21 protein-coding genes and 1 pseudogene are annotated in these 24,729 nt (G+C 58.7%); 11 read left to right on the top strand and 11 right to left on the bottom strand.

Going from position 1 to position 24,729, the window contains the following annotated elements:
- Window position 1: 1 nt before the first annotated feature.
- Window positions 2–427 (bottom strand): HIT domain-containing protein, encoded by a 426-nt coding sequence (locus ACIOWA_RS13280; RefSeq protein ID WP_339465270.1) that lies wholly within the window; start codon window positions 425–427, stop codon window positions 2–4.
- A gap of 895 nt (window positions 428–1,322) precedes the next feature.
- On the opposite strand from ACIOWA_RS13280, the gene ACIOWA_RS13275 reads away from it, so the two are divergent.
- Window positions 1,323–2,594 (top strand): OprD family porin, encoded by a 1,272-nt coding sequence (locus tag ACIOWA_RS13275; RefSeq protein ID WP_401160177.1) that lies wholly within the window; start codon window positions 1,323–1,325, stop codon window positions 2,592–2,594.
- A gap of 156 nt (window positions 2,595–2,750) precedes the next feature.
- On the opposite strand, the gene ACIOWA_RS13270 is transcribed toward ACIOWA_RS13275, so the two are convergent.
- Together ACIOWA_RS13270 and ACIOWA_RS13265 are read right to left on the bottom strand one after the other, a co-directional pair.
- Window positions 2,751–3,593, bottom strand: a complete 843-nt coding sequence (locus ACIOWA_RS13270) for a mechanosensitive ion channel family protein (RefSeq protein WP_339430982.1) — start codon at window positions 3,591–3,593, stop codon at window positions 2,751–2,753.
- A 184-nt stretch (window positions 3,594–3,777) separates the two neighbouring features.
- A complete protein-coding gene (locus ACIOWA_RS13265) occupies window positions 3,778–4,263 on the bottom strand; it encodes a YajQ family cyclic di-GMP-binding protein (RefSeq protein ID WP_027619814.1) in 486 nt (161 codons plus the stop codon).
- A 140-nt stretch (window positions 4,264–4,403) separates the two neighbouring features.
- On the opposite strand from ACIOWA_RS13265, the gene ACIOWA_RS13260 reads away from it, so the two are divergent.
- From ACIOWA_RS13260 to ACIOWA_RS13250, 3 genes are read left to right on the top strand one after another with little or no spacing between them, the layout of a single operon-like run.
- On the top strand, window positions 4,404–5,321 hold the full coding sequence (locus tag ACIOWA_RS13260; RefSeq protein ID WP_221730680.1) for a putative 2-dehydropantoate 2-reductase: 918 nt from the start codon (window positions 4,404–4,406) through the stop codon (window positions 5,319–5,321).
- A gap of 45 nt (window positions 5,322–5,366) precedes the next feature.
- On the top strand, window positions 5,367–7,403 hold the full coding sequence (locus ACIOWA_RS13255; RefSeq protein WP_401160175.1) for an ATP-binding protein: 2,037 nt from the start codon (window positions 5,367–5,369) through the stop codon (window positions 7,401–7,403).
- A gap of 3 nt (window positions 7,404–7,406) precedes the next feature.
- Complete coding sequence (locus tag ACIOWA_RS13250) at window positions 7,407–7,991, top strand: cob(I)yrinic acid a,c-diamide adenosyltransferase (protein WP_339465244.1); 585 nt, start codon at window positions 7,407–7,409, stop codon at window positions 7,989–7,991.
- Window positions 7,992–8,109: 118 nt separating this feature from the next.
- On the opposite strand, the gene ACIOWA_RS13245 is transcribed toward ACIOWA_RS13250, so the two are convergent.
- From ACIOWA_RS13245 to secA, 4 genes are all read right to left on the bottom strand, one after another.
- Window positions 8,110–9,054, bottom strand: a complete 945-nt coding sequence (locus tag ACIOWA_RS13245) for a Nudix family hydrolase (protein ID WP_339430986.1) — start codon at window positions 9,052–9,054, stop codon at window positions 8,110–8,112.
- Window positions 9,051–9,683 carry a glutathione S-transferase family protein gene (locus tag ACIOWA_RS13240; RefSeq protein ID WP_401160174.1) on the bottom strand — a complete coding sequence of 211 codons (633 nt, stop codon included), beginning with the start codon at window positions 9,681–9,683 and terminating at the stop codon, window positions 9,051–9,053. Before ACIOWA_RS13240 ends, ACIOWA_RS13245 begins: the two co-directional genes overlap by 4 nt.
- 91 nt (window positions 9,684–9,774) lie before the next feature.
- Window positions 9,775–10,992, bottom strand: coding sequence for a bifunctional glutamate N-acetyltransferase/amino-acid acetyltransferase ArgJ (gene argJ / locus ACIOWA_RS13235; RefSeq protein WP_401160172.1), 1,218 nt, complete (start codon window positions 10,990–10,992; stop codon window positions 9,775–9,777).
- A 122-nt stretch (window positions 10,993–11,114) separates the two neighbouring features.
- Window positions 11,115–13,850 (bottom strand): preprotein translocase subunit SecA, encoded by a 2,736-nt coding sequence (gene secA / locus ACIOWA_RS13230; protein WP_339430989.1) that lies wholly within the window; start codon window positions 13,848–13,850, stop codon window positions 11,115–11,117.
- Window positions 13,851–14,157: 307 nt separating this feature from the next.
- Between secA and ACIOWA_RS13225 the strand changes: the two genes are divergently transcribed.
- Window positions 14,158–14,613, top strand: coding sequence for a DciA family protein (locus tag ACIOWA_RS13225; RefSeq protein WP_339430990.1), 456 nt, complete (start codon window positions 14,158–14,160; stop codon window positions 14,611–14,613).
- A 44-nt stretch (window positions 14,614–14,657) separates the two neighbouring features.
- Here the strand turns inward: ACIOWA_RS13225 and ACIOWA_RS13220 are convergent, their stop codons facing one another.
- The gene (locus tag ACIOWA_RS13220) at window positions 14,658–16,145 is read right to left on the bottom strand and encodes a helicase HerA-like domain-containing protein (RefSeq protein WP_339465241.1); all 1,488 of its coding nucleotides are present in this window, start codon (window positions 16,143–16,145) and stop codon (window positions 14,658–14,660) included.
- Between the two features lie 188 nt (window positions 16,146–16,333).
- Between ACIOWA_RS13220 and ACIOWA_RS13215 the strand changes: the two are divergent.
- The 5 genes and pseudogenes from ACIOWA_RS13215 to ACIOWA_RS13195 form a co-directional block, all read left to right on the top strand.
- A pseudogene (locus tag ACIOWA_RS13215) lies at window positions 16,334–17,365 on the top strand (cache domain-containing protein); the annotation flags it as partial.
- A gap of 93 nt (window positions 17,366–17,458) precedes the next feature.
- A complete protein-coding gene (locus ACIOWA_RS13210; protein WP_401160180.1) occupies window positions 17,459–18,223 on the top strand; it encodes a methyl-accepting chemotaxis protein in 765 nt (254 codons plus the stop codon).
- 237 nt (window positions 18,224–18,460) lie between these two features.
- A complete protein-coding gene (locus ACIOWA_RS13205) occupies window positions 18,461–19,573 on the top strand; it encodes a glycosyltransferase family 4 protein (protein ID WP_401160169.1) in 1,113 nt (370 codons plus the stop codon).
- Window positions 19,566–20,342 carry a DUF2334 domain-containing protein gene (locus ACIOWA_RS13200; protein WP_401160167.1) on the top strand — a complete coding sequence of 259 codons (777 nt, stop codon included), beginning with the start codon at window positions 19,566–19,568 and terminating at the stop codon, window positions 20,340–20,342. Before ACIOWA_RS13205 ends, ACIOWA_RS13200 begins: the two co-directional genes overlap by 8 nt.
- Window positions 20,339–21,337, top strand: a complete 999-nt coding sequence (locus ACIOWA_RS13195) for a lysylphosphatidylglycerol synthase transmembrane domain-containing protein (protein WP_339465239.1) — start codon at window positions 20,339–20,341, stop codon at window positions 21,335–21,337. The genes ACIOWA_RS13200 and ACIOWA_RS13195 overlap by 4 nt, the downstream gene beginning before the upstream one ends.
- Here the strand turns inward: ACIOWA_RS13195 and ACIOWA_RS13190 are convergent.
- Together ACIOWA_RS13190 and purU are read right to left on the bottom strand one after the other, a co-directional pair.
- Window positions 21,303–21,497 carry a hypothetical protein gene (locus tag ACIOWA_RS13190; protein ID WP_339430994.1) on the bottom strand — a complete coding sequence of 65 codons (195 nt, stop codon included), beginning with the start codon at window positions 21,495–21,497 and terminating at the stop codon, window positions 21,303–21,305. The two genes, ACIOWA_RS13195 and ACIOWA_RS13190, sit on opposite strands and share 35 nt — an antisense overlap.
- Window positions 21,498–21,583: 86 nt before the next feature.
- The gene (gene purU, locus ACIOWA_RS13185; RefSeq protein ID WP_221730666.1) at window positions 21,584–22,432 is read right to left on the bottom strand and encodes a formyltetrahydrofolate deformylase; all 849 of its coding nucleotides are present in this window, start codon (window positions 22,430–22,432) and stop codon (window positions 21,584–21,586) included.
- 311 nt (window positions 22,433–22,743) lie between these two features.
- On the opposite strand from purU, the gene mvaT reads away from it, so the two are divergent.
- Window positions 22,744–23,121 (top strand): histone-like nucleoid-structuring protein MvaT, encoded by a 378-nt coding sequence (gene mvaT / locus ACIOWA_RS13180; RefSeq protein ID WP_339430995.1) that lies wholly within the window; start codon window positions 22,744–22,746, stop codon window positions 23,119–23,121.
- A gap of 97 nt (window positions 23,122–23,218) precedes the next feature.
- On the opposite strand, the gene sbcB is transcribed toward mvaT, so the two are convergent.
- Window positions 23,219–24,649, bottom strand: a complete 1,431-nt coding sequence (sbcB, locus tag ACIOWA_RS13175) for an exodeoxyribonuclease I (RefSeq protein ID WP_401160164.1) — start codon at window positions 24,647–24,649, stop codon at window positions 23,219–23,221.
- Between the last annotated feature and the right edge of the window lie 80 nt (window positions 24,650–24,729).

Here is a 24,729-nt window from a genome sequence, read left to right as displayed (position 1 = left end):
CTCAGCCCTCCAAAAAGGTGAAATCATCGGTCAGCACGACACGCAATCGATCGCGAATAGCGGCCACCTCTTCGCTGCCATAAGGCTTGGCCGGGTGCTTGCCCCACACAGGCGCTGGCCAGGCGGCGTCATCGCGTTTTCGCACTATCACATGCATGTGCAACTGGCTGACCACGTTACCCAACGCTGCGACATTCATTTTGTCGGCATCGAACAAGTCTTTGAGCAACTCGGCCAATGCGGTGGTTTCCAACCACAATTGCTGTTGATCGGCGACATCCAACTGAAACAACTCACTGATATCGTCACGACGAGGTACCAGGATGAACCACGGGTAGCTGGCGTCGTTGGACAGCAGCAGCCGGCAGAGCGGGAAGTCGCCGATGGCAAGGGTGTCCTGTTGTAGTCGTGAATCTAAAGCAAACACTGCGCGCACTCCCGGCTGATCTACATAATTGAGCTTAGCGGCCTCGCCCGAGGGCGGCGCGCCAAGCGACAGACAGGCAGCATACCTGCGAATGCGCCCGCCTTCACGACGGCAATGCCGTTGGGCATTCTCCGAACGCCCCGAGATGGGACATTTATCGACACCCTGCACCAACGCGGGCCCCGGATTGAAGAGCAGCACACGAAAATGACCGAAAACCCTGAAGCACTTGAGACCAACCTCAACCCGAACGGTATGAATCTGGTACAGCCGTAAAATTTTTTGCACCAAAACCGCACAATGCGTCTACGCTCAATGCGCAAGGCATCCGCCAAATACTCACCTGTGGGGTGAACCGGTAACGTTTTTGGTTGTCACGCGCTTGCAACGGCACGGCAACACCATAAGAACAATCGCGTCAAGTCCTGAGAACCGAGGGGCTTTTCGCCCAGTGTTTATGAGGCTTTTACAGGTAAAAACAGGCGTTCAGAAAAAAAGCCACACCGAAATTGCGGTTTGTGCACGCTTGTTGCATTCGTACTCATATGGACTCTAAGCGCACCACGGGACGTGGGAGCCTTAAGACCAACAAAAACAGTGGCAAGGCTGCCCGATGGAGATTCAAGTGTTTTGCCAGGGACTCTTTTTTAGCGATGCAAAAGGCTAGAAAAACAGCGAAAAGTTGTCGGTCCGATTGCATCGGTACTGTGAATTTGCGACATCTACCCAGCCATCTGCGACAGAGTCGTAAAGAAGGTGAAAGGTTGGACTCGCAAGTATCGCCAACATTGTCAGCGTGATATAAGTTTGCGCCGACACAAAAAGAAAGAGCCGCCCAGATAATAAAACAGGTGGGACGGCAGTACTCTTCTAAAAACCAAAGGAGCAAATCACGATGCGCGTGATGAAGTGGAGCATGATCGCCCTGGCTGTTGCAGCAGGCACCTCGCAGTTCGCAATGGCGTCTTCCCAAGACGAATCCAAGGGCTTTTTTGAAGATCAGAGCCTGAATGTTCACAGCCGTATGCTGTACATGAACCGTGATTTCAAAAATAACCCTAGCACTTCGCAAAGTTATCGCGAAGAGACGGGGCTCGGCCTACGTGCTACGTACGAGTCGGGCTTTACCCAGGGCACCGTAGGTGTCGGTGTAGATGCCTTGGCCAATGGCATGATCAAACTGGACAGTGGCCGTGGCCGTACCGGTAACAGCATGTTCGGTCGTGATAGCGAAGGCCGGCCAGAAGACACCCAATCGAAGGTTGGCGGTGCAGTTAAGTTCCGTCTGTCCGACACTGTCCTGAAATATGGTAACCAATACGTTGCCAGCCCTGTCTTCTCGACAGACGACAGCCGCGTGCTGCCAGAAGTTGCTACCGGCACCATCATCACCAGTAAAGAAATCAAAGGTCTGGAACTGACCGCCGGTCGCTTCTCCGCTCTGAGTTCGCAGACTGGTATGGGCCGCGACAGCATCAACGGACCGCACAACCCAGGCCTGACCAGCGCCAACATTGCCGGCGCTACCTACCAGTTCACCGACAACTTTGTAGCTGGCGTGGCTGCTTCCGATGTAGATGACTACTTCAAGAAGCAATACATAAACGCTAACTACACCCTGCCGATCAACGAAGATCAGTCCCTGAACTTCGACTTCAACGGCTATCGCTCCAAGAGCCAGGGTCAAGAACTGAGCGGCAATGTTGACAACCGCATCTGGTCCCTCGCAGCTGCCTATAGCATCGGCGCTCACAAGTTCACCTTGGCTCACCAGCGCTCTACCGGTGACACAGGTTATGTTTACGGCGTTGACGGCGGTGGCACTATCTTCCTCGCCAACTCCATCCAATACTCCGACTTCAACGGCCAAGATGAGCGTTCCTGGCAGGCTCGCTACGACCTGAACATGAAAACCTACGGCGTTCCTGGCCTGAGCTTCATGACTCGTTACGTCCGTGGTGACAACATCACCACTGGCGCCGAAGAAGGTAAAGAACACGAGTTCGACTTCGAAACCAAGTACGTTATGCAAAGCGGTCCGGCCAAAGACCTGTCTTTCCGCTTGCGTAGCGCGATCTACCGTGCAAACTCCTCTTATAACGGCATCAACGGCAACGACAACAACGACACCCGCCTGATCATCGAATACCCGCTGAGCATTTTGTAATTCAGCGCTAGTTCGAACACGGCAACAAAAAAACGCTCACCTGATCCAGGTGAGCGTTTTTTTTGTATCTGGTTTCATACAGTCTTTAATTGTTGCTAGTTAGATAGCAACCTAACAATGCAACACCGACGAAACCTTCAGGTTGTAACCCAGATGTTATTGCGGCGCGGTTTCCTGAACCACACGAATGACTCGCTGTGGAAACGGAATATCAATCCCTGCAGCCTTCAAGCGATCCCGTGATTGTTCGTTAAACATGAACATCACATCCCAGTAATCCGCGGTTTTAACCCACGCTCGCAGGGAGACCGTGATCGAACTGTCGCCCAAGGTCGAAATCACCGCCTGTGGCGCTGGATCTTGCAGAACACGCTCATCCTTGGCCAGATCCAGCAGCACCTGACGCGCTTGCTGCAGATCGGCTTCGTAATCCACACCCACATCGAACACAACCTTGCGGGTTGGCTGACGGTTGGTGTTGGTAATGATGCCGTTCGACAGGTTGCCGTTCGGCAGGATGATGGTTTTGTTGTCGCCAGTCCGCAGCACGGTGTGGAAAATCTGGATGCTGTCGACCGTACCCGACACGCCTTGCGCCTCGATCCAGTCACCGATACGGAACGGACGGAACAGCAGAATCAGCACGCCGCCAGCAAAGTTAGCCAGGCTGCCCTGCAATGCCAGACCGATGGCCAGGCCGGCAGCACCGATGGCTGCAACAAACGAGGTGGTTTCCACACCGATCATCGAAGCGACGCTGACGATCAGCAGCACTTTGAGAATGACATTGGCCAGCGTACTGATAAAACCTTGCAGCGCCAGGTCGGCGTTACGCAGAGCCAATAAGCCACCGAGCTTGCGCGTGACCTTGTTGATCAGCCACCAGCCGATGGCCAACGTGATCACTGCCAGTAGCACGCGGCTGCCGTATTCCATGATCATCGGGATCCACGCTTGGGATGCCTTGACCAGGTTATCCACTTCAGCATTCAAATCCATGTTCTATCTCCTGATTTCCGGCTACGCGGCACGCAAAGAATAAGTAGCGCAAAAATCCGCCGGGGAAAATAAATCCGAGCGAGAGAGGATTTGCCCGTGAAAGCGGTGTCTCAGTGAACCTTATTGCTCAATGACACACCGCGTTCGTGAGCAAGCCCACTCCCACAGATTGTGCGGATAGCGCTTAGTCGCGGAAGTTGTTGAACTGCAGCGGCATGCCGAACTCCTTGGCACGCAGGGCCGCGATGGCTTCTTGCAGGTCATCACGCTTCTTGCCGGTAACGCGCACCTGCTCGCCCTGAATGGCGGCCTGTACCTTGAGCTTGGCGTCCTTGATGTGGCCGACGATCTTCTTCGCCAGTTCCTTGTCGATACCTTCCTTGAGCACGGCATCCTGTTTCATCAGCTTGCCCGATGCGTAAGCGTCCTTGACCTCAAGACACTGCACATCGATCTTGCGCTTGACCAAGGCCAGTTTGAGGATCTCGATCATCGCCTCCAGCTGGAAATCGGCTTCAGCGGTCAGGTTGACGGTCAGGTCTTTTTCCTTGAACTCGAAGCTGCCTTTGCCTTTCAGGTCATAACGACGATCGAGTTCCTTCACGGCGTTCTCGACCGCGTTGGTGAGTTCGTGTTTGTCCAGTTCGGATACCACGTCGAACGACGGCATGTAATCTCTCCAATAAAAAGGCGCGCTCGATGAGGATGGAGCGCGCTTGGCTTGCGGTTAAAATCGGGCTCATTATAACGGGTCTTTTCTTACCGACACGGCGAGCCGCACATGCCTGCAACCAATCGAGCAAAAAACTGATGTCTATCCCTTGGCATGTTCTTGGCGCCGGCAGTCTCGGCACCCTTTGGGCTGCGCGGCTGGCTCGCGCTGGCTTGCCGGTCCGGCTGATCGTGCGGGACGCGATGCGCTTGCACAGCTATCAGGCAGCCGGCGGATTAACCCTCGTGGAACAAGGACAAGCCAAGACTTATGCAGTTCCCGGCGAAACGCCGGACAGCCCAGAACCGATCCGTCGCCTGTTGTTGGCCTGCAAGGCCTACGATGCCGAAAGCGCTGTCGCCCTGCTCGCCCCGCGCCTGGCGCCGGATGCCGAACTGATCCTGCTGCAAAACGGCCTGGGCAGCCAGGACGCTGTCGCCGCGCAAGTGCCGCAAGCACGCTGCATCAGTGCCTCCAGCACCGAAGGCGCGTTCCGCGATGGCGACTGGCGCGTGGTGTTTGCCGGCCACGGTTACACCTGGCTCGGCGATGCCGCTCACCCGGTAGCGCCGATCTGGCTGGATGATCTGGACGCAGCGAACATCCCCCATGAATGGAGCACCGACATCCTCACCCGGTTGTGGCGCAAGCTGGCGCTCAATTGCGCGATCAATCCGCTGACCGTGCTGCACAACTGCCGCAACGGCGGCTTGCAGGAGCACCACTGCGAAGTGGCTACGTTGTGCGCAGAACTGGCGGAGTTGCTCCAGCGTTGCGGCCAACCGGCAGCCGCTGACAACCTGCAACAGGAAGTGGAACGAGTGATCCAGGCCACCGCCGCCAATTACTCATCGATGTATCAGGACGTGGCCAACATGCGCCGCACCGAGATCAGCTATCTATTGGGCCACGCCTGCAAAGTCGCCGCACGCCACCAATTGAATCTGCCGCACCTCAGCCAATTGCAGCATCGACTGGTCGCTCATCTGCGCAGCCTCGGATTGCCCAGCGACTGAGCAGCGGCTACGCTGGCCACTTGTTCCTTTGCTGCGATAAACCTGATGCCATTGCGCCAGCGCCTCGAAAACCTGCCCGTCGGCCAGAAACTGCTGGCCGCCCTGCTGGTGCTGTTGACCACTGTCTTGCTCGTCGCCAACCTGACTTTTATCAGCGCCGCTTATTACATCTCCCAGGAAAGCATGGCCCCGCAAGCCTTGCAGACCATCGGCCGGCTGATTGCCAACCCAAGTCTGGTCAGCGAAGCCCTGCAATCACCGCAGAGCGCCGAACGACTGCTCAAGGAGCTCGACAGCTATTCACCATTGCGCGCCGCCGCCCTGTATGACGGCAATGGCGAGCGACTGGCGCAAGTGCAGCATGGTGACAAGCTCAACTTGCCGGAACACGATCGGCACATCGAAGCCTGGCAACTGACCGAGTTTCGCAGCAATCAATTGATCACCCTGCCCCGCCCTGGCACTTCACCCGGTCATCTGTTGCTGGTGGCCAGCAGCGAATTGCCGATGGCGTTCTACACCGGCACGCTCACCGCGAGTCTCGGCATCCTGATTTTCAGTGTGCTGCTTTGGCTGGTGATTGCCCGGCAGATCAAACGCCTGATCACCCGCCCGATTCACGAACTTGAAGAACTCTCGCGCCAGGTCACCCGCGAAGAGAACTACGCCCTGCGCGCCTCGCGCGGTAACCACGACGAAATCGGCAGTCTTGCCGAGGCGTTCAACACCATGCTCTCGCGCATCGAAGCCCGCGAACAGCAGCTCAAACGCGCCCGCGACGACTCGCAAGCCGCTTTCGATCAAGCTCAGGGGCTGGCCGAAGAAACCCGCCACACCAACCGCAAACTGGAACTGGAGGTCCAGGTGCGCAGCAAGATCGAGAAAAAACTCACCGGTTTCCAGAACTACCTCAACAGCATCATCGACTCCATGCCCTCGGCGCTGATCGCCCTCGACGAGCAGCTCTACGTCACCCAGTGGAACCAGGAAGCCAGTGCCCTGTCCGGCACGCGACTCGACGAAGCGCTGAACCAGCCGATCTTCCTGGCGTTCGAACCGCTCAAGCCGTTTCTGCCGCAGCTCAAGGAAACCGTAGAGCAACACACGGTAGCGAAAATCGAGCGCGTAACCTGGTTCAAGGACGACGAGCCCAAGCACTACGCCCTGACGTTCTACCCGCTGATGGGCGGCGCCGGGCGTGGCGTGGTGATCCGCATCGACGACATCACCCAACGCCTGTCGCTGGAAGAAATGATGGTGCAGTCGGAGAAAATGCTCTCGGTCGGCGGCCTCGCCGCAGGCATGGCCCACGAAATCAATAACCCGCTGGGCGCAATCCTGCACAACGTGCAGAACATCCGCCGGCGCCTGTCGCCGGACCTGCCGAAGAACCTCGAAACCGCCGAACAGCTGGGCATTGAACTCGACACGGTCAACCGCTACCTGCAGGGCCGAGAAGTCCCGAAATTGCTCGATGGCATTCAGCAGGCCGGCGCCCGGGCGGCGAAAATCGTCACCCACATGCTCAGCTTCAGCCGTCGTAGCACCCGGCAACTGGCCCCGTGTGATTTGCCGGCGCTGATTGATCAAGCGGTGGAAATCGCTGGCAACGACTTCGATCTGGCCATCGGTTTTGACTTCAAGGGACAGGCGATCATCCGTCAGTTCGACCCTGCGCTCGGCCCGGTTCCAGGCACGGCCAACGAACTGGAACAAGTCCTGCTCAACCTGCTGAAAAACGCCGCGCAAGCGATTCACCAACGCGAAGACGACAGCGAACCGGGGCGAATCATTCTGCGTACCAGGCTCAATCCACCGTGGGCCGAGATTCAGGTCGAGGACAACGGCATCGGCATGAGCGAGAACGTGCGTAAACGCATTTTCGAACCGTTCTTTACCACCAAGGAAGTCGGCCAGGGCACAGGCCTTGGGTTGTCGGTGTCGTACTTCATCATCACCAATAACCACAAAGGGCAGATGGAGGTGCAATCGGCGCCGGGCCAGGACACCTGCTTCACCCTGCGCCTTCCGCTGGCCCAACCTGCGCCCGTTGCGGCTCAAACCCATCAACTATCGAGGTAACCCATGGGCTTTCGCCTGTCGAAGATTTACACCCGCACCGGTGACACTGGCGAAACCGGCCTGGGCGATGGCCGCCGCGTGCCGAAGGATCACCCACGCATCGAGGCGATTGGCGAAGTCGATACGCTGAACAGCCAGGTCGGCGTATTGCTGGCCGGACTGATTGCCGAGCGCGAGGCCTATCCGAGCCTGAGTGAACTGATCGAGGTATTGGCGCCTTGTCAGCATCGGCTGTTCGACTTGGGTGGCGAGTTGGCAATGCCGGAATATCAGGCGCTCAACGCAGCGGAAATCGAACGGCTGGAAACGGCGATTGATGTGTGGAATGAGGAGTTGGGGCCGCTGGAGAATTTCATTCTGCCGGGCGGTTCGATGCTGATCGCTCAGGCCCATGCGTGCCGAAGCCTGGCCAGGAGTGCCGAGCGACGCTGTCAGCATTTGAACGCCATTGAGCCGTTGGCCGGGGTTGGGCTGGCATATATCAATAGGCTGTCGGATTTGTTGTTTGTCGCGGCGCGGCTGATTGCGCGGCGGCAGGGGGTGGCGGAGATTCTTTGGCAGCCTGCTGCAAAACCTTCAGGACAGTAGCGCCTGAGCGAACGCCTTCGTGAGCAAGCCCCCAGTTGATTGCATTCCAATTAAAGGAACCCGATCAACTGTGGGAGCGGGCTTGCTCGCGAAGAGGCCAGCAGCATCACCACATATTTCAGCTCTCTGGCCAGAACGCCCGAATCCCCGCCACACCCTGAGCACCAACCCCCCAAGCCTTCTCCCGCTCCGCCGGACCAACGCCGCCGAGCAGGAACACCGGTTTGCTGCAACCTTCGATCAACGCTGAAGCCTGCTCCCAGCCCAGCGGCGTCGCATCCGGGTGAGTCAACGTCGGCTGCACCGGCGACAGGGTCACGAAATCCACCCCCATCTGCTCGGCCAGAGCCAACTCTTCTGCGCTATGGCAAGACGCCGCCAACCAACGCTGCGCCGGCAACGGGCGACCCGCCGCGGCGTATTTGCGCAACTGCGCAGAAGTGATATGCCAACCCGCAGACGGGAAATCACCGAGCCATTCGAACGGCCCTTTGATCATCAACTGCGCTTTACCGGCACACAGACCGGCGGCGTCTACTGCCAGATCGCGGTACTTCGGGTCATAGCCATTGGGCGCGCGCAACTGGATCAGCTTGATCCCGCCAGCAATCGCCTTCTGGATGCCGCGCAACAACGCCGCAGTTTCCAGGTCTTGCGGGGTGATCAGGTACTCAGCAGGTAACCGCGCCGCCGCAACGATCGGCTGGTTGGCGGCCGGGAACTCATAATTCGCCAGCTCCTTGGCGCTCACCCAGACCAATGGCTGGCCTTCGGCGCCATGGGGGGCGCCGCTGAAGCTCGAGACTTCCCAGACATCCAGCAGCACCTGCTTGTCCGGATAGTCATGGCGCACTTTGATCAATGGCCGGGCAGCGCCAACGACGATACCCAACTCTTCCTGCAGCTCACGGGCCAGCGCGCTTTCAACGGATTCGCCAGCCTCGACCTTGCCACCGGGGAATTCCCACAAGCCCCCCTGGTGCTGGGTATCGGCACGGCGGGCAATGAGAATCTTGCCACTGTCGTCACGGATGACGGCAGCAGCGACGTGTACACGCTTCACGGGTTCAATTCCTCCAGTCCAGCCTTCTGCCAGGCCTTGAAGGCCGGCCATTGGTAGACGGTTTCAACATAGGCTTCGTCAGCCGCGGGCAGCTTCACCTGATAGGTGCGCAGACGCACGGCAATCGGAGCGAAGAACGCATCGGCCAGGCTCACGCGGCCAAACAGGTACGGCCCTTCTTCTGTGGCGACAGCACGGCATTCGGCCCACAACGCGAGCATGCGTTCAATATCGACCTTCACCTCCGGCGGCACCGGGTTCAGCGGCGCATCGTGGCTGAGGTTGAACGGCATGTGGTTACGCATGGCGAAGAAGCCGCTGTGCATTTGTGCACAGGCGGATCGGGCCTGGGCGCGGGCCGCGATGTCAGTCGGCCAGAGTGACTCGGACGGGAACTGCTCAGCGAGGTATTCGGCAATCGCCAGCGAATCGGCGATGGTACCGCGCGCGGTTTTCAGCAGCGGCACCTTGGCCGTCGGTGAATGCTTGAGCAGTTGCTCACGGGTGTCGGGCTTGCCGAGTTTGATCAGTTCTTCGCTGTAAGGCGCGCCGGTCAGCTCAACAGCCAGCGCAGCACGCAGCGACCATGAGGAAAGCAGTTTGTCGCCGATGATCAGGTGCAGGGACATGGTTTTGGCGCCTTTTCGTCAGAGGAAAAGCTTTGGGACTTGTGGTGTCTGGACTGCCGTCTTCGCGGGCAGCTCATACCCGGCCTGTGGATCAGGTCCGGTATTCGGCGTTGATCTTCACGTATTCATGCGACAGGTCGGTGGTCCAGATCGTTTCGCTGCAATCGCCGCGACCCAGCTCGATACGGATCGTGATCTCTTCCTGCTGCATCACCGCCGAGCCTTGCGCTTCAGTGTAGGTCTCAGCACGAGCGCCACGGCTGGCGATGCACACATCACCAAGGAACACGTCGATCTTGCTCACATCCAGTTCCGGCACGCCGGCACGGCCGACAGCGGCCAGGATGCGACCCCAGTTCGGATCGGAGGCGAACAGCGCGGTCTTGATCAGCGGCGAGTGTGCCACGGTGTAACCGACGTCCAGACACTCCTGATGATTGCCGCCGCCGTTGACTTCAACGGTCACAAACTTGGTCGCGCCTTCGCCGTCACGCACGATGGCCTGGGCCACGTCCATGCACACGTCGAACACCGCTTGCTTGAGTTTGGCAAACAGTTCGCCTTCGGCACGGGTAATTTCCGGCAGAGCCGCCTGGCCGGTGGCAATCAGCATGCAGCAATCGTTGGTCGAGGTGTCGCCGTCGATGGTGATGCGGTTGAACGACTTGTTGGCGCCGTCGAGCATCAGATTTTGCAGCACGTCGCGGGCGACTTTGGCGTCTGTCGCGATGTAGCCGAGCATGGTCGCCATGTTCGGGCGAATCATGCCTGCGCCTTTGCTGATGCCGGTCACCGTGAGGGTCACGCCGTCATGCTGGAACTGGCGGCTGGCACCCTTGGGCAGGGTGTCGGTGGTCATGATGCCGGTGGCGGCCGCTTCCCAGTTGTTTTCCGACAGATCATCCAGCGCGGCTTGCAGCGCACCTTCGATTTTCTCGACCGGCAGTGGCTCGCCGATGACACCGGTGGAGTACGGCAGAATCTGATTGGCGTCGACGCCAGTCAGCTCAGCCAATCTGGCGCAAGTGCGCTCAGCCGCGGCCAGGCCTGGCTCGCCGGTGCCTGCGTTGGCATTGCCGGTGTTGGTCAGCAAGTAGCGCACAGCGTTCTGCACGCGTTGTTTCGCCAGGATCACAGGCGCAGCACAAAAAGCGTTCAACGTGAACACGCCCGCCACGGTCGAACCCTCAGCGCAGCGCATCACCACAACATCTTTGCGCCCGGGGCGCTTGATGCCGGCCGAGGCGATACCGAGTTCAAAACCGGCAACCGGGTGCAACGTTGGCAAAGGACCAAGACCAACAGCCATGAATGCGCTCCTTACTCAATGATGTCAGCACCGCCCATCGTTGGGACGGTGGCTTGAATGGCAAAACGCCGCGACGGCAGAAGCCGGTCGCGGCGCGGGTATTTCAGCCGTTGTAACGGGTTTTACTGGATCTGCCCGTGGCAATGCTTGAATTTCTTGCCCGAACCGCAGTAGCACAGTTCGTTGCGGCCCAGCTTCTGCTCGTTGCGCACCGGGGCAGTGGCGAGGGCCACATCGACCTCTTCACCCAACGCGTCCGGTTGATCCAGACCAGGAGCTTCGGCATGTTCGAACTGCAAGCGGGCAGCCAATGCTTCAGCTTCCTCACGCAGGCGTTGCTCTTCGGCTTCCGGATCTTCGCGGCGCACCTGAACGTGCGACAGCACGCGGATCGAGTCGCGCTTGATCGAATCGAGGAGCTCGGAGAACAGCGTGAACGACTCGCGCTTGTATTCCTGCTTCGGGTTCTTCTGGGCGTAGCCACGCAGGTGGATGCCGTGACGCAGGTGATCCATGGTCGACAGGTGATCTTTCCACAGATCGTCCAGCACGCGCAGAACGATTTGCTTCTCGAAGGAGCGCAGTGCTTCGGCACCGGCCTGATCTTCTTTCTCGTTGTACGCAGCGATCAGCTCGTTCATCAGCTTCTCGCGCAGGGTTTCTTCGTACAGGTGATCGTCTTCATCGAGCCATTGCTGGATCGGCAGTTTCACCCCGAAGTCGCTGGCAAGCGCTGCTTCCAGACCGGCCACATCCCACTGCTCTGGCAGCGACTGCGGCGCAATATGGGCGCTGATGGTCGCGTTGAGCACGTCCTGACGGAAATCGGCGATGGTTTCACCGATGTTGTCGGCGGCCAGCAACGTGTTACGCATGTGATAAATCACTTTACGCTGTTCGTTGTTGACGTCATCGAACTCGAGCAGTTGTTTACGAATGTCGAAGTTACGCCCTTCAACCTTGCGCTGCGCCTTCTCGATCGCGTTGGTCACCATGCGGTGCTCGATCGCTTCGCCCGGCTGCATGCCCAGGGCTTTCATGAAGTTCTTCACCCGGTCAGAGGCGAAGATGCGCATCAGGCTGTCTTCCAGCGACAGGTAGAAGCGGCTGGAACCGGCATCACCCTGACGGCCGGCACGACCACGCAACTGGTTGTCGATACGGCGGGATTCGTGACGCTCGGAGGCGATGACCTGCAAGCCGCCGGACTCCAGCACTTGCTGGTGACGCTTTTGCCAGTCGGCCTTGATCTGGGCAATTTGCTCAGGGGTCGGGTTTTCCAGCGAAGCGACTTCAACTTCCCAGTTACCGCCCAACAGGATGTCGGTACCACGACCGGCCATGTTGGTGGCGATGGTCAGTGCGCCCGGACGACCGGCCTGCGCGATGATCTCGGCTTCTTTTTCGTGGAACTTGGCGTTCAGAACCTTGTGTTCGATGCCTTCCTTCACGAGCAGTGCGGACATGTGCTCGGAGGTTTCGATGGTGGCAGTACCCACCAGCACCGGACGGCCAGCGGCCATGCTTTCCTTGATATCCGCCACGATCGCCGTGTATTTCTCTTCGGCGGTGAGGAATACCAGGTCGTTGTAGTCTTTACGCGCCAACGGTTTGTTCGGCGGAATGACCATGACTTCCAGACCATAGATCTGGTGGAATTCGAACGCTTCGGTGTCGGCGGTACCGGTCATGCCGGACAGCTTGGTGTACAGACGGAAGTAGTTCTGGAACGTGGTCGAGGCCAGGGTCTGGCTCTCGGCCTGAATATTCAGGTTTTCCTTGGCTTCGATGGCCTGGTGCAGGCCTTCGGACAAACGACGGCCCGGCATGGTACGGCCGGTGTGTTCGTCGACCAGTACGACCTGGCCGTCCTGCACGATGTATTCAATGTTGCGATTGAACAGCTTGTGCGCACGCAGACCGGCATAGACGTGGGTCAGCAGGCCCAGGTTATGTGCCGAATACAGGCTCTCGCCTTCAGCCAGCAGGCCAACGCGGGTAAGCATGTCTTCGATGAACTGGTGACCGGCTTCGTTGAGTTCGACCTGACGGGTCTTCTCATCGACGGTGTAATGGCCGGCCTTGGTGACTTCGCCTTCGACTTCTTCAACGTGCAGTTCCAGCTGCGGGATCAGTTTGTTGATCTCGATGTACAGCTTGGAGCTGTCCTCGGCCTGACCCGAAATGATCAGCGGGGTACGCGCTTCGTCGATAAGGATGGAGTCGACTTCGTCGATCACGGCAAAGTTGAGTTCGCGCTGGAATTTTTCTTCCATGCTGAACGCCATGTTGTCGCGCAGGTAGTCGAAACCGAATTCGTTGTTGGTGCCGTAAGTAATGTCGGCAGCGTAAGCCGTGCGTTTTTCTTCCGGCGGCTGGAACGGCGTCACGACGCCGACAGTCAGGCCGAGGAACTCATACAGCGGACGCATCCAGTTGGCGTCACGGCGGGCCAGGTAGTCGTTCACGGTCACAACGTGCACGCCCTTGCCGGACAGTGCGTTGAGGTAAACACCCAGGGTAGCCACGAGGGTTTTACCCTCACCGGTACGCATTTCGGCGATCTTGCCTTCATGCAAGGTCATGCCACCGACGAGTTGTACGTCGAAGTGGCGCATGCCCATGATGCGCTTGCCGGCTTCACGGGCGACCGCGAAGGCTTCTGGCAACAGCTTGTCGAGGGTTTCCCCTTTGGCGATGCGGGCCTTGAACTCATCGGTCTTGGCGCGCAATTGATCGTCCGAAAGGGCCACCATTTGCTCTTCGAAGGCATTGACGAGCTGCACCGTCTTGAGCATGCGTTTGACTTCACGCTCGTTCTTGCTTCCAAAAAGTTTCTTTAACAAAGGCGCAAACATATCGGCAGGATCTTCCACACTAAAGGGATGGAGGGCGGCCCCGTGAGTCGCCCGTGCAGCCCTCATGGCCGCATGCGAACGAGCATTCTACCCGGAAACGGTGGTGAGGAAAGTGGCGATGTTCCACGATGCTGGCACTGCGCTTTGACGGGGCTCACTTGAAATAGGGGCGTTTTGCTCAACTTCAAGTCATGCAGAAAAGAAGCTAGTGGTTGATTTAATGGGCAAAGCAGGGGCAAAAGCAATGGGCGAGTGATCTCGCTGCTTTCTGCTACCATGGCGCTTCTGTTACTTCAGGTGTTCGATCATGGCATTTCGCCCTCTTACGGCCAGAGCACCCGCCGTTCTACTGCGCGAAGCCAAGCCGCTCAAAGCCATCCTCGGCCATGCCCAGCGTTTGGGTCATTTGCAGCGTCTACTTGAAAGCCAACTGCAACCCGCTGCCCGCGAACACTGCCATGTCGCTTCGTGGCGTGAAGGCAGTCTGTTGCTGATTGTCACCGACGGCCACTGGGCCACACGCCTGCGTTATCAGCAAAAGCGTCTGCAACGGCAATTACAAATGTTCGACGAGTTCGCCAGCCTGACGCGGATTCTGTTCAAGGTGCAACCGCCAACGGTTCAGCGTGGCGCGAGCGGGCATACCATGGACCTGTCGACGGATGCAGCGGCGACGATTCAGGCGACGGCGGACGGGATCACTGATCCGGGTTTGCGCGCAGCGCTGGAGCGCCTTGCCGCGCACGCCAAAGCCAAGACCTGACATCGATCTGACGGGGAGCGAGCAAGCCCGCTCCCACCGGTTGATCAGCGGCGTTTGCTGCCGCCGAGCAGGGAGCCCATCAGGCCGCGTACCAGTTGCTTGCCCAGGTTGTTGGCAGCCTGGCGCATGGCCGATTTCAGCGCCTGCCCTGCCGCCGTACCAAGAAACTCCCCTGCCCTGTCGGCCAGACCAGGCTCTGGTACTGCTGGCTTGCCCGCCGGTGTTTCAGGCTCCGGCGCCAGGTTTTTGCGTCCCATGAGAATTTCATAAGCCGACTCCCGGTCAATCGGTTTGTCATACCGGCCCTTGAACGGTGAGCCGGCTATCAGCATCGTGCGCTCGGTTTGCGACAACGGCCCGATTCGTGACTGCGGCGGCGCGACCAGCACGCGCTCAACCATTTGCGGCGTGCCCTTGTCCGCGAGTGTGCCGACCAGCGCCTCGCCGATACCCAACTCAGTCAGCACCGACAAACTGTTGAACGCAGGGTTGGGCCGGAACCCGTCCGCCACTGCGCGCAGGGATTTCTGCTCTTTGGTGGTGAAGGCGCGCAACCCGTGCTGGATGCGCAAACCAAGCTGCGCCAGCACATCGTCCGGCAAGTCAGCCGGTGATTGGGTGACGAAATACACACCGACACCTTTGGACCGAATCAACCGCACCACCTGTTCCAGGCGCTCTTGCAAGGCTTTGGGTGTGTCGCCGAACAACAAATGCGCCTCATCGAAAAACAGCGCCAGCAGGGGTTTATCCGCGTCACCGCGCTCTGGCAGTTGTTCGAACAACTCGGCCAGCAGCCACAGCAAGAACGTCGCGTAGACCTTCGGCGCCTCATGCACCAGACGGCTGGCGTCAAGCAGATGAATGCGCCCACGGCCATCGGCGGCCGGTTGCAGGATGTCTTCAAGTTGCAGTGCCGGCTCGCCAAACAAGGCTTCTGCGCCCTGCTGTTCCAGGGTTGCCAGCCGACGCAATAGCGCCTGACTGGAACCGGTGGTCATCAGCGCGGCGTCGTCTCCCAACATTTGCGGATTGTCTTTGAGGTGATTGAGCAGCGCTTTCAGGTCCTTCAGATCCAGCAACAACAGCCCCTCACGATCCGCGACTTTGAACGCGGCATACAGCGCCGCTTGCTGGCTGTCGGTGAGTTCCAGCAGGCTGCCGATCAGCAGCGGGCCCATCTCACTTAACGTGGTGCGCAGCGGATGGCCCGACTCGCCGTGGATGTCCCACAACGTCACCGGATAAGCCTGCGGTTTGTAGTTGAGCCAAGGCATCCCGGCAATGCGCTCGGCGACTTTGCCCTGGGGGGTGCCGGCAGCACCAAGGCCGCACAGATCACCCTTGATGTCGGCAGCGAATACCGCCACGCCCGCGTCGCTGAAGGCTTCGGCCAGACGCTGCAAGGTGACGGTTTTACCCGTACCGGTCGCGCCGGCGACCAGCCCGTGTCGATTCGCCAGACGCATGGCCTGGGCGATCGGTTGCCCCGCGAGATCGGCGCCGATTACGAGTTGCGATGAGTCAGGCATTTTGTCACCCGTTGGTTAATCTTTGATTCTGCATGGCCGATAAAGAAAGGTGAGAGCCCGACCAAAAGTCAGGACAGACATTTCCCTAAGGAGAGACGGAAATATCAGCTTACTTTCATCCTTGCCCATTGCGCATGTTTCTATAAAAGCACGCCCTGGACATTAAGACCTTAGCGGAACCCCAAGCCATGAACAAAAATCTGCGCTTCAGCCATAAAATATTGCTTGCCGCCGCCCTCATCGTCATTGCTGCCTTCGCCTCGTTCACGCTGTATAACGACTGGCTCCAGCGCAATGCGATTCGAGATGACCTGAACAACTACCTCAACGAAATGGGCGAAGTCACCGCCGGCAATATTCAGACGTGGCTCAGCGGCCGCATTCTGCTGGTCGAGAACGCCGCCCAAAACATCGCCATCAACCCCGAACCCGCCAATGTCGCCAATCTGCTGGACCAGAAGGCCCTGACCTCGACGTTCATGGCCACCTACCTGGGCGATGCTACCGGTCATTTCACCATCCGCCCGGACGTGAAGATGCCGGACGGTTTCGATCCACGGGTTCGCCCTTGGTACAAAGGTGCCGAGAGCAGCAGTACCCCGACCCTGACCGAGCCCTACATCGACGCGGCCACCGGCCAACTGATCATTTCCATTGCCACCGCCTCGAAAAAGGCCGGCCAGAGCGTCGGCGTGGTTGGCGGCGACTTGAGCCTGCAATCGCTGGTCGACACCCTCGCCGCCCGGGACTTCGACGGCATGGGTTATGTGTTCCTGGTCAGCGCCGATGGCAAGATCCTCGTGCACCCGGACAAAGCGCTGGTGATGAAATCGCTGAAAGAAGCGTATCCGCAGGACACCCCGCGCATCAGCAGCGACTTCAGTGAAATCACCGTCGATGGCAAAACCCGCATCGTCACTTTTGCCCCGATCAAAGGCCTGCCGTCGGTGAACTGGTACATCGGCCTGTCGGTGGACAAGGACAAAGCCTTCGCGATGCTCAGCCAATTCCGCGCCTCGGCAGTGATTGCGACGGTTATCGCGGTCGCCATCATCATTGCCCTGCTCGGCATGCTGATCCGTATCCTCATCCAGCCGCTGCACGTCATGACCCGCGCCATGGAAGACATCGCCGATGGTGAAGGCGACCTGACCAAACGCCTGACCATCGTCAATAACGATGAGTTCGGCACCCTCGGCACCGCGTTCAACCGCTTCGTCGAGCGCATCCACCGCTCGATCCGCGAAGTGTCGTCGGCCACAGGGCAAGTCAACGAAGTCGCGCTGCGCGTGGTCGCCGCGTCGAACTCGTCGATGTACAACTCCGATCAGCAAGCTTCGCGCACCAGCAGTGTCGCCGCCGCGATCAATGAGCTAGGTGCCGCGGCTCAGGAAATCGCCCGCAATGCCGCGCAAGCCTCGAATCAGGCCAGCGATGCCCGCGGCCTCGCTGAGGACGGCCAGCAAGTGGTGGATCGCAGCATCAAGGCGATGAATCAACTGTCGAGCATGCTCAGCGCATCGAGCAGCAACATTGAGTCGCTGAACAGCAAAACCGTGAACATCGGCCAGATTCTCGAAGTGATCACCAGCATTTCCCAGCAAACCAACCTGCTGGCACTCAACGCTGCGATCGAAGCGGCGCGTGCCGGCGAGGCCGGTCGTGGTTTTGCCGTGGTGGCGGATGAAGTGCGTAACCTGGCACACCGCACCCAGGAATCAGCGCAACAGGTGCAGACCATGATCGAGGAGTTGCAAGTCGGCGCCCGTGAGTCGGTGAGCACCATGAGTGACAGCCAGCGTCACAGCCAGGACAGCGTGGAGATTGCCAACCTCGCGGGTGAGCGTTTGAACAGTGTGACCCAGCGCATTGGCGAGATCGACGGGATGAACCAGTCGGTGGCCACCGCGACCGAAGAGCAAACGGCGGTGGTCGAGTCGATCAACGTGGACATCACCGAAATCAACACGCTGAATCAGGAAGGCGTTGAGAACCTGCAGGCGACGTTGCGTGCCTGTTCGGATCTGGAGCAGCAGGCTTCGCGGTTGACGCAGTTGGTGGGCAGTTTCCGCATTTAAGATCAAAAACCTCCCCCCTCACCCCAAGGTGTGAGGGAAAAGGGCGCCGATCTTCAAGCGTTTCAAACCTGAGTTGGGCTCAAACTCTCAGGTCGATGTATCAAGCCCAAACACTTCGCGCAGCCCTCTCCTTCCGGGAGAGGGCTGCGCTTCGTTGCACCGCACAAATCCCGACCGAACATCTATTGTGGATAAAGGTCAACCAAAGGAGAGCAACGCTGCGGAGGGACGATCACTGTGCACATCGCCGATATCACCATGTTCTATGCCCCGGCCAGCGGTGGCGTACGCACTTATCTTGACGCCAAACACCGCCGGTTGGGCGTCAAACCCGGGACTCGTCACAGTCTGCTGATCCCCGGCGCGCATTTCGGCGAAAACGATGGTGTTTATACGGTTCCCGCTCCCGCCCTGCCCTTTGGCAAGGGCTACCGCTTCCCCGTGCGTTTGGCCCCTTGGCGAAACGTCCTGCAGGACTTGCAGCCCGATCTGATTGAAGTGGGCGACCCGTACCTCACCGCATGGGCCGCACTGGATGCCCGGCGCCAACTGGATGTACCGGTGATCGGTTTTTACCATTCCGACCTGCCGCTGCTGGCCAGTAACCGCATGGGACATTGGGTTACGCCCAACGTCGAGGCCTATGTCACCAAGCTCTACGGCAACTTTGATCGGGTACTGGCGCCGAGCCAGGTTATGGCTGACAAGCTGACGGGCCTGGGGGTGCGCAACGTCTTCGTGCAACCGCTGGGCGTTGACCTGCAAAACTTCCACCCGGGCGCCGCTGATCCAGGCTTGCGCGCCCAACTGGGGATCGCCGAAGACACGCGCCTGCTGATCTTCGCCGGGCGCGGCTCGAAAGAGAAAAACCTGCCGGTCCTGCTCAAATGCATGCAACGCCTCGGCCCGCGCTATCACCTGCTGCTGGTGGGTTCATCGATGCCCGCCGTGGTGCCGGACAACGTCAGCGTCATCAATCAATTCTGCCCGGCACCGACCGTTGCCCGACTGATGGCCAGTGCCGATGCCTTGGTGCATGCCGGCGATCAGGAAACCTTCGGTCTGGTGATCCTCGAAGCCATGGCCTGCGGTATTCCGGTTGTGGCGGTGGCGGCCGGGGCTTTTCAAGAGATCGTGCCAGAATCCTGCGGCCTGCTGTGCGCACCGAACAACCCACAAGCCATGGCCAACGCCGTGCACGAGTTGTTCAGTCGCGACAGCGCAAGACTTGGCCAACAGGCGCGCCAACATGTCGAACGGCATTACGCCTGGGACACCGTGGTCGACAGTTTGCTGAGCCACTACCACGCCGTCCTCGGCCATGTGACACGGAAGGTGGCCAATGGCTGATTCCCTGAATCGCCCCGCCGTACTGCTGACGCTGCACGACGTGGCCCCTTCTACCTGGGCGGATTACCGACCTTTTGTAGAAACAGTCGATGCTTTAGGCAACGTGCCGATGACCTGGCTGGTGGTACCGGATTTTCATCGCCGTGATGCCCTTGACGCTCACCCGGACTTTCGTCGACTGCTGAGTATCCGCCTCGCACGCGGCGATGAACTGGCTTTGCACGGTTATTTTCATGATGACCAGGAACCTGACCCGACCACGCCACGCGATTGGTTCATGCGCCGTCTCTATACCCATGAAGGCGAGTTCTATCGTTTATCCCACAACGCCGCGCTCGCCCGCCTGCGCACCGGCATTGAACTGTTCCAGCGCTACGATTGGCCGCTGCACGGCTTCGTTGCTCCAGCCTGGTTGATGAGCGAAGGCACGCGACAAGCTCTGCGCCAATTACCGCTGCGCTACACCAGCGATCCTCAGCACCTTTATCGTCTCCCGGACTTCACCCCTGTCGATGCGCCGGGGCTGGTATGGAGTGCGCGCAGCGCCTGGCGTCGTGGTCTGTCGAAGATGGTCAGCGATCAGCGCGAACACCGCTGGCGTCACGCCCCAGTGATTCGTCTAGGCTTGCACCCGGTGGACATGCGTCATGGCTACTCCCGCGATTACTGGCTCAATACCCTCCTGCGGCTGCTGGCGTCAGGACGAGTGCCGATGACCAAGGTGAACTGGCTTGCACAACAGCGCGGTCAACGGGAACGCGCCGCATGAGTCGCGGCCTTGTGTTGTTGCTTGGTCTGTTCGCAGCCGTGCTGATCCCGCTGCTGCTCGGCGGCAGCGGAATCTGGGCGCGCTTGCAAAACTTTCCGCTGCAATGGCTGCTGATCATGTTCGCCATGATTCTGCTTTGCTGGGGCATCAACACCCTGCGTCTGCGCTTATTGCTCGGCGATCAGCGTAATCGCATCACGCCGATGAAGAGCCTGGGCGTGGTCATGGCCGTTGAATTCGCCTACTGCGCGACACCGGGCGGCAGTGGCGGCCCCCTGACGATCATGGCCCTACTGGGCCGCTGCGGCGTGCGCCCGTCCCGCAGCAGCGCCGTGTTTGCCATGGATCAGTTGAGTGACCTGCTGTTCTTTCTGTGCGCCTTGAGTGGAATTCTGATTTACGCCGTGTTCCGGCACCTGAGTGATCGTCTCGAATGGCTTTTGATCGTCAGCGCCGTATCGTTGTTCGGCGGGCTGTTCAGTTGCGTACTGCTGGCGCGATACCACCGCCCACTGATTCGCCTGAGCGGACGGCTACTGGCCAGAATGAACGTGCCCGCGAGCACGCGCCGTCGCTGGACGCGCAAGGTGCTGCACTTTCTCGCCGACTTCATCAATGCTCTGAAGTTGCCCTGGCAGACGTTGAGCAAAGTGTTCGCCCTCACCTGCGTGCATTGGCTGCTGCGCTACAGCGTGCTGTATCTGGCGTTGCGTGGACTGGGCGCGGACTTGCAGTGGGCCTGGAGTTTTCTGGTGCAGATGCTCTCGCTGGGCGCCGGACAGCTCAGTCTGTTACCCGGTGGCGCGGGCGCTGCGGAGTTGACCTCGGCGGCACTGTTGGCGCCAATGGTGGGAAAATCCACCGCGGCGGCGGCCATTCTGATCTGGCGGGTGGTGACGTACTACTTCTATCTACTGGTCGGCGGCCCGGTGTTTCTGTTGATGCTAGGCAGACCACTGCTCAAGAAGCTGATGAAGGCGCGGCAGGCTTCTTAGGCCCATCCTGCTCTTCTTTTATTTGCTCCCACAACTCGGCGGCGCCGGGAAACTCCGTCCCATCCTCCTCCCTCATGTCATCCGGGTCATAACGGCTCAAACAACCTTCCCCCAAGGTGGCAGGCGCTTTGGAAGTGGCTTTGTCCAGTGGATCGCTCATGGCATTTCCTCAAGGGCTGAAACGGCGAAGGGCCTGGAGCGATTGAACGCCCAGGCCCTTCGATATTCAAGCATGCGTGAGTTCGATCAGAACACCACGGTCTTGTTGCCGTGCACCAGCACCCGGTCTTCCAGGTGATAACGCAAGCCGCGAGCCAATACCATTTTCTCGACGTCACGACCGAAACGCACCATGTCTTCGATGCTGTCGCTGTGGCTGACGCGGACAACGTCCTGCTCGATGATGGGACCGGCGTCCAGCTCTTCGGTCACGTAGTGGCAGGTCGCACCGATCAGCTTCACGCCGCGCAGAGAGGCCTGGTGATACGGTTTGGCGCCCACGAACGACGGCAGGAAGCTGTGGTGAATGTTGATGACCTTGTGTGCGTATTCACGGCACAGTTCCGGCGGCAGGATTTGCATGTAGCGCGCCAGCACCACCACTTCAGCGTCGTGCTGTTTGACCAGACGCGACACTTCGGCGAACGCCGGTTGCTTGTCCTGTGGATTGACCGGGACATGGTAATAAGGAATGCCGTGCCACTCGACCATACTGCGCAGGTCGTCGTGGTTGGAGATGACGCAGGAGATTTCGCAGTCCAGTTCGTCGCTGTGCCAACGGTGCAACAAGTCAGCCAGGCAATGGGATTCGCGGCTGGCCATCAGCACAACGCGCTTCTTCTGCTCGGTGTCAGTGATGCGCCAGTCCATCGAGAACTCTTCGGCGATCGGCGCAAACTTCTCGCGCAATACGTCGATACCGAACGGCAGCGAATCGGCACGAATCTCGTGACGCATGAAGAACCAGCCGACCTGATTATCCGAGTGGTGGCTTGCTTCAGTGATCCAGCCATTGTGGGCTGCCAGAAAATTACTGACTTTGGCAACAATGCCAACGCGGTCCGGGCAAGAAATCACCAGCCGAAAAGTGCGCATGAGGGGGAACTCCAGAACTTCGCAAAGGCCGCCATTCTAGCGACTGCGCAGGAAAACTGCAGTATTGATGAACGCAGGCATCGACGCGGCCCCTGACGCACATTTTTGTGCGCAGGGCGATCATTGTTTGATCAGATAACTGTGAATATCCGTGATGACTGCATCACATTATTTAACTGAACATTCAATCTGCAGCTAAATCCCGTAACTAATTTAAATAAAAACGCCGGTTAAATGTTTACTTGATGAAACAGCCTGACTATTATTGCGGCACTGTCCCTGCCATTCAGCACTTTACTAAGGTAGTAATCATGTCCTTGATCAACGAATATCGCGCCACCGAAGAAGCTATCAAAGAGCTGCAAGCCCGTTTGAAGAACCTGTCCGAAGACGACAAACTGCAAGCCGAGCTGGAATTCGAAGGCAAGCTGCGCACCCTGATGGGCGAATACTCCAAATCCCTGCGTGACATCATCGCGCTGCTGGATCCGGATTCGAAAACCAAAGCCCCACGCGGCGGCGCAGTAAAAACTACCGGCACCAAGCGTGCTCGCAAAGTTAAACAATACAAAAACCCGCACAACGGAGAAGTCATCGAAACCAAAGGTGGCAACCACAAGACTCTGAAAGAGTGGAAACTCAAGTGGGGCGGTGACGTGGTTGAAGGCTGGGCTACCCTGCTGGGCTAAGCCGCAGCGCCTTCGCAGAGCGATCCGCGAAAAAAGAAACGCCAGCCAATGCTGGCGTTTTTTTATGCCTGGGATTTAGACCCGGTCATGTTCGATTTCAAAGATTCAATCGTTTGCGTAATGCCTGGACATGATTCTGCCATTCATTGAGAACCACTCTCTGCTCCGGCGTGGCATTAAGCGTCCATTGCTCTGCGCTCTCTGTAAAAGATTGAAAGGTATTCGGTGCGCCCCATTCCGGCTCGGACAACCGTTGCTGACAAAATATTCTCCAGCGCTCTTGCTCTTCAAAAGTCAACGTTTCAGGAAAGTTGCGTGCTCGATAGCGAAAGAGTAATTCAGGCAAACGTTCATCATCGAAAGGCCATTGCTCTTGCGCTAATTGAGCAGGATCGGCCGCTCTCACTTGCTCACATAGACGCCGGTCGCGGTCACCGATAAATCCGTCGTACAACTGTTGTTCCGGATCCTCGCTCGGGGTGAAATCTTCGCTGGCATAAATTGCCGCCACTTTATCTTTCCAAACTTGTTGTGCGTCAGTTAGTCGCAGCGCTCGCGCCTGATAAAGCGCCATGTCCAACCCCAACCGTTGCTGATCCTGTGCACGCAATACCGACAGTGGCGCCACCACCGGGCAACGGTTGATATGAATCAGCTTGAGCGGCACTGGTAACTCACCTTCCAGCAAATCGTCACGACGGGTGTACAGACGCTGCCGCAAGGCGTGTGCATCCAGGTCGAGCAGGCCCTGCGGATCAAGGTGCAGGTCGCAGACGATCAAGGCGTTGCGGTTTTTCGGGTGCCAGGCCAGCGGCAGCACCACACCGACATAACTGCGCGCCGCCGAGAATCGCCCGCTAATGTGCACCAAAGGCTGCAACAGGCGAATCTGATCCATGACTTTTTGCTTGCTGCGTAACTGGAACAGCCAGTCATACAGTTTTGGCTGTTTCTCGCGGATCAACCGCGCCAGGGCGATGGTCGCGCGCACGTCCGACAACGCTTCATGGGCATTGCCATGATCAATATTGTTGGCGGCCGTCAGACGTTCGAGCTTGAGCGTTACCCGCCCCTCTTCATCGGTCGGCCAGACCAGGCCTTCCGGGCGCAGCGCACAGGCGGCACGTACCACGTCGATCAGATCCCAGCGACTGTTGCCGCCCTGCCATTCACGGGCGTAAGGATCGAAGAAATTGCGATACAAGCTGTAGCGCGTCATCTCGTCGTCGAAGCGCAAGGTGTTGTAACCCGCACCGCAAGTGCCAGGGGCGGCCAGTTGCGCGTGCACCCGGGTCATGAAATCGGCTTCGCTCAAACCCTTTTCGGCGAGTTGGCCTGGGGTGATGCCAGTGATCACGCACGCCGCCGGGTGCGGCAGGATGTCTTCGCTGAGTTGGCAGTAGAGGTTGACCGGCTCATCGATTTCGTTGAGGTCGTGGTCGGTGCGAATCCCCGCAACCTGCAGCGGACGGTCGCAACGGGGATTGATGCCAGTGGTTTCGTAGTCGTACCAGAAGATGGAAGTCACGGGCGGTTCCTGAACTGAAGATCGGCAAAGTCTAGGCGTTCAACCGCGGTGGCGGCCAGCCTTGCGTCATTCAAGCACTT

Origin of the sequence: Pseudomonas sp. NPDC087614 (assembly GCF_044743485.1) — a bacterium.
Classification (GTDB): domain Bacteria; phylum Pseudomonadota; class Gammaproteobacteria; order Pseudomonadales; family Pseudomonadaceae; genus Aquipseudomonas; species Aquipseudomonas baetica_A.
The sequence above is the reverse complement of the archived record's forward strand: the minus strand, read 5'-3'. Positions and strand labels throughout refer to the sequence as shown.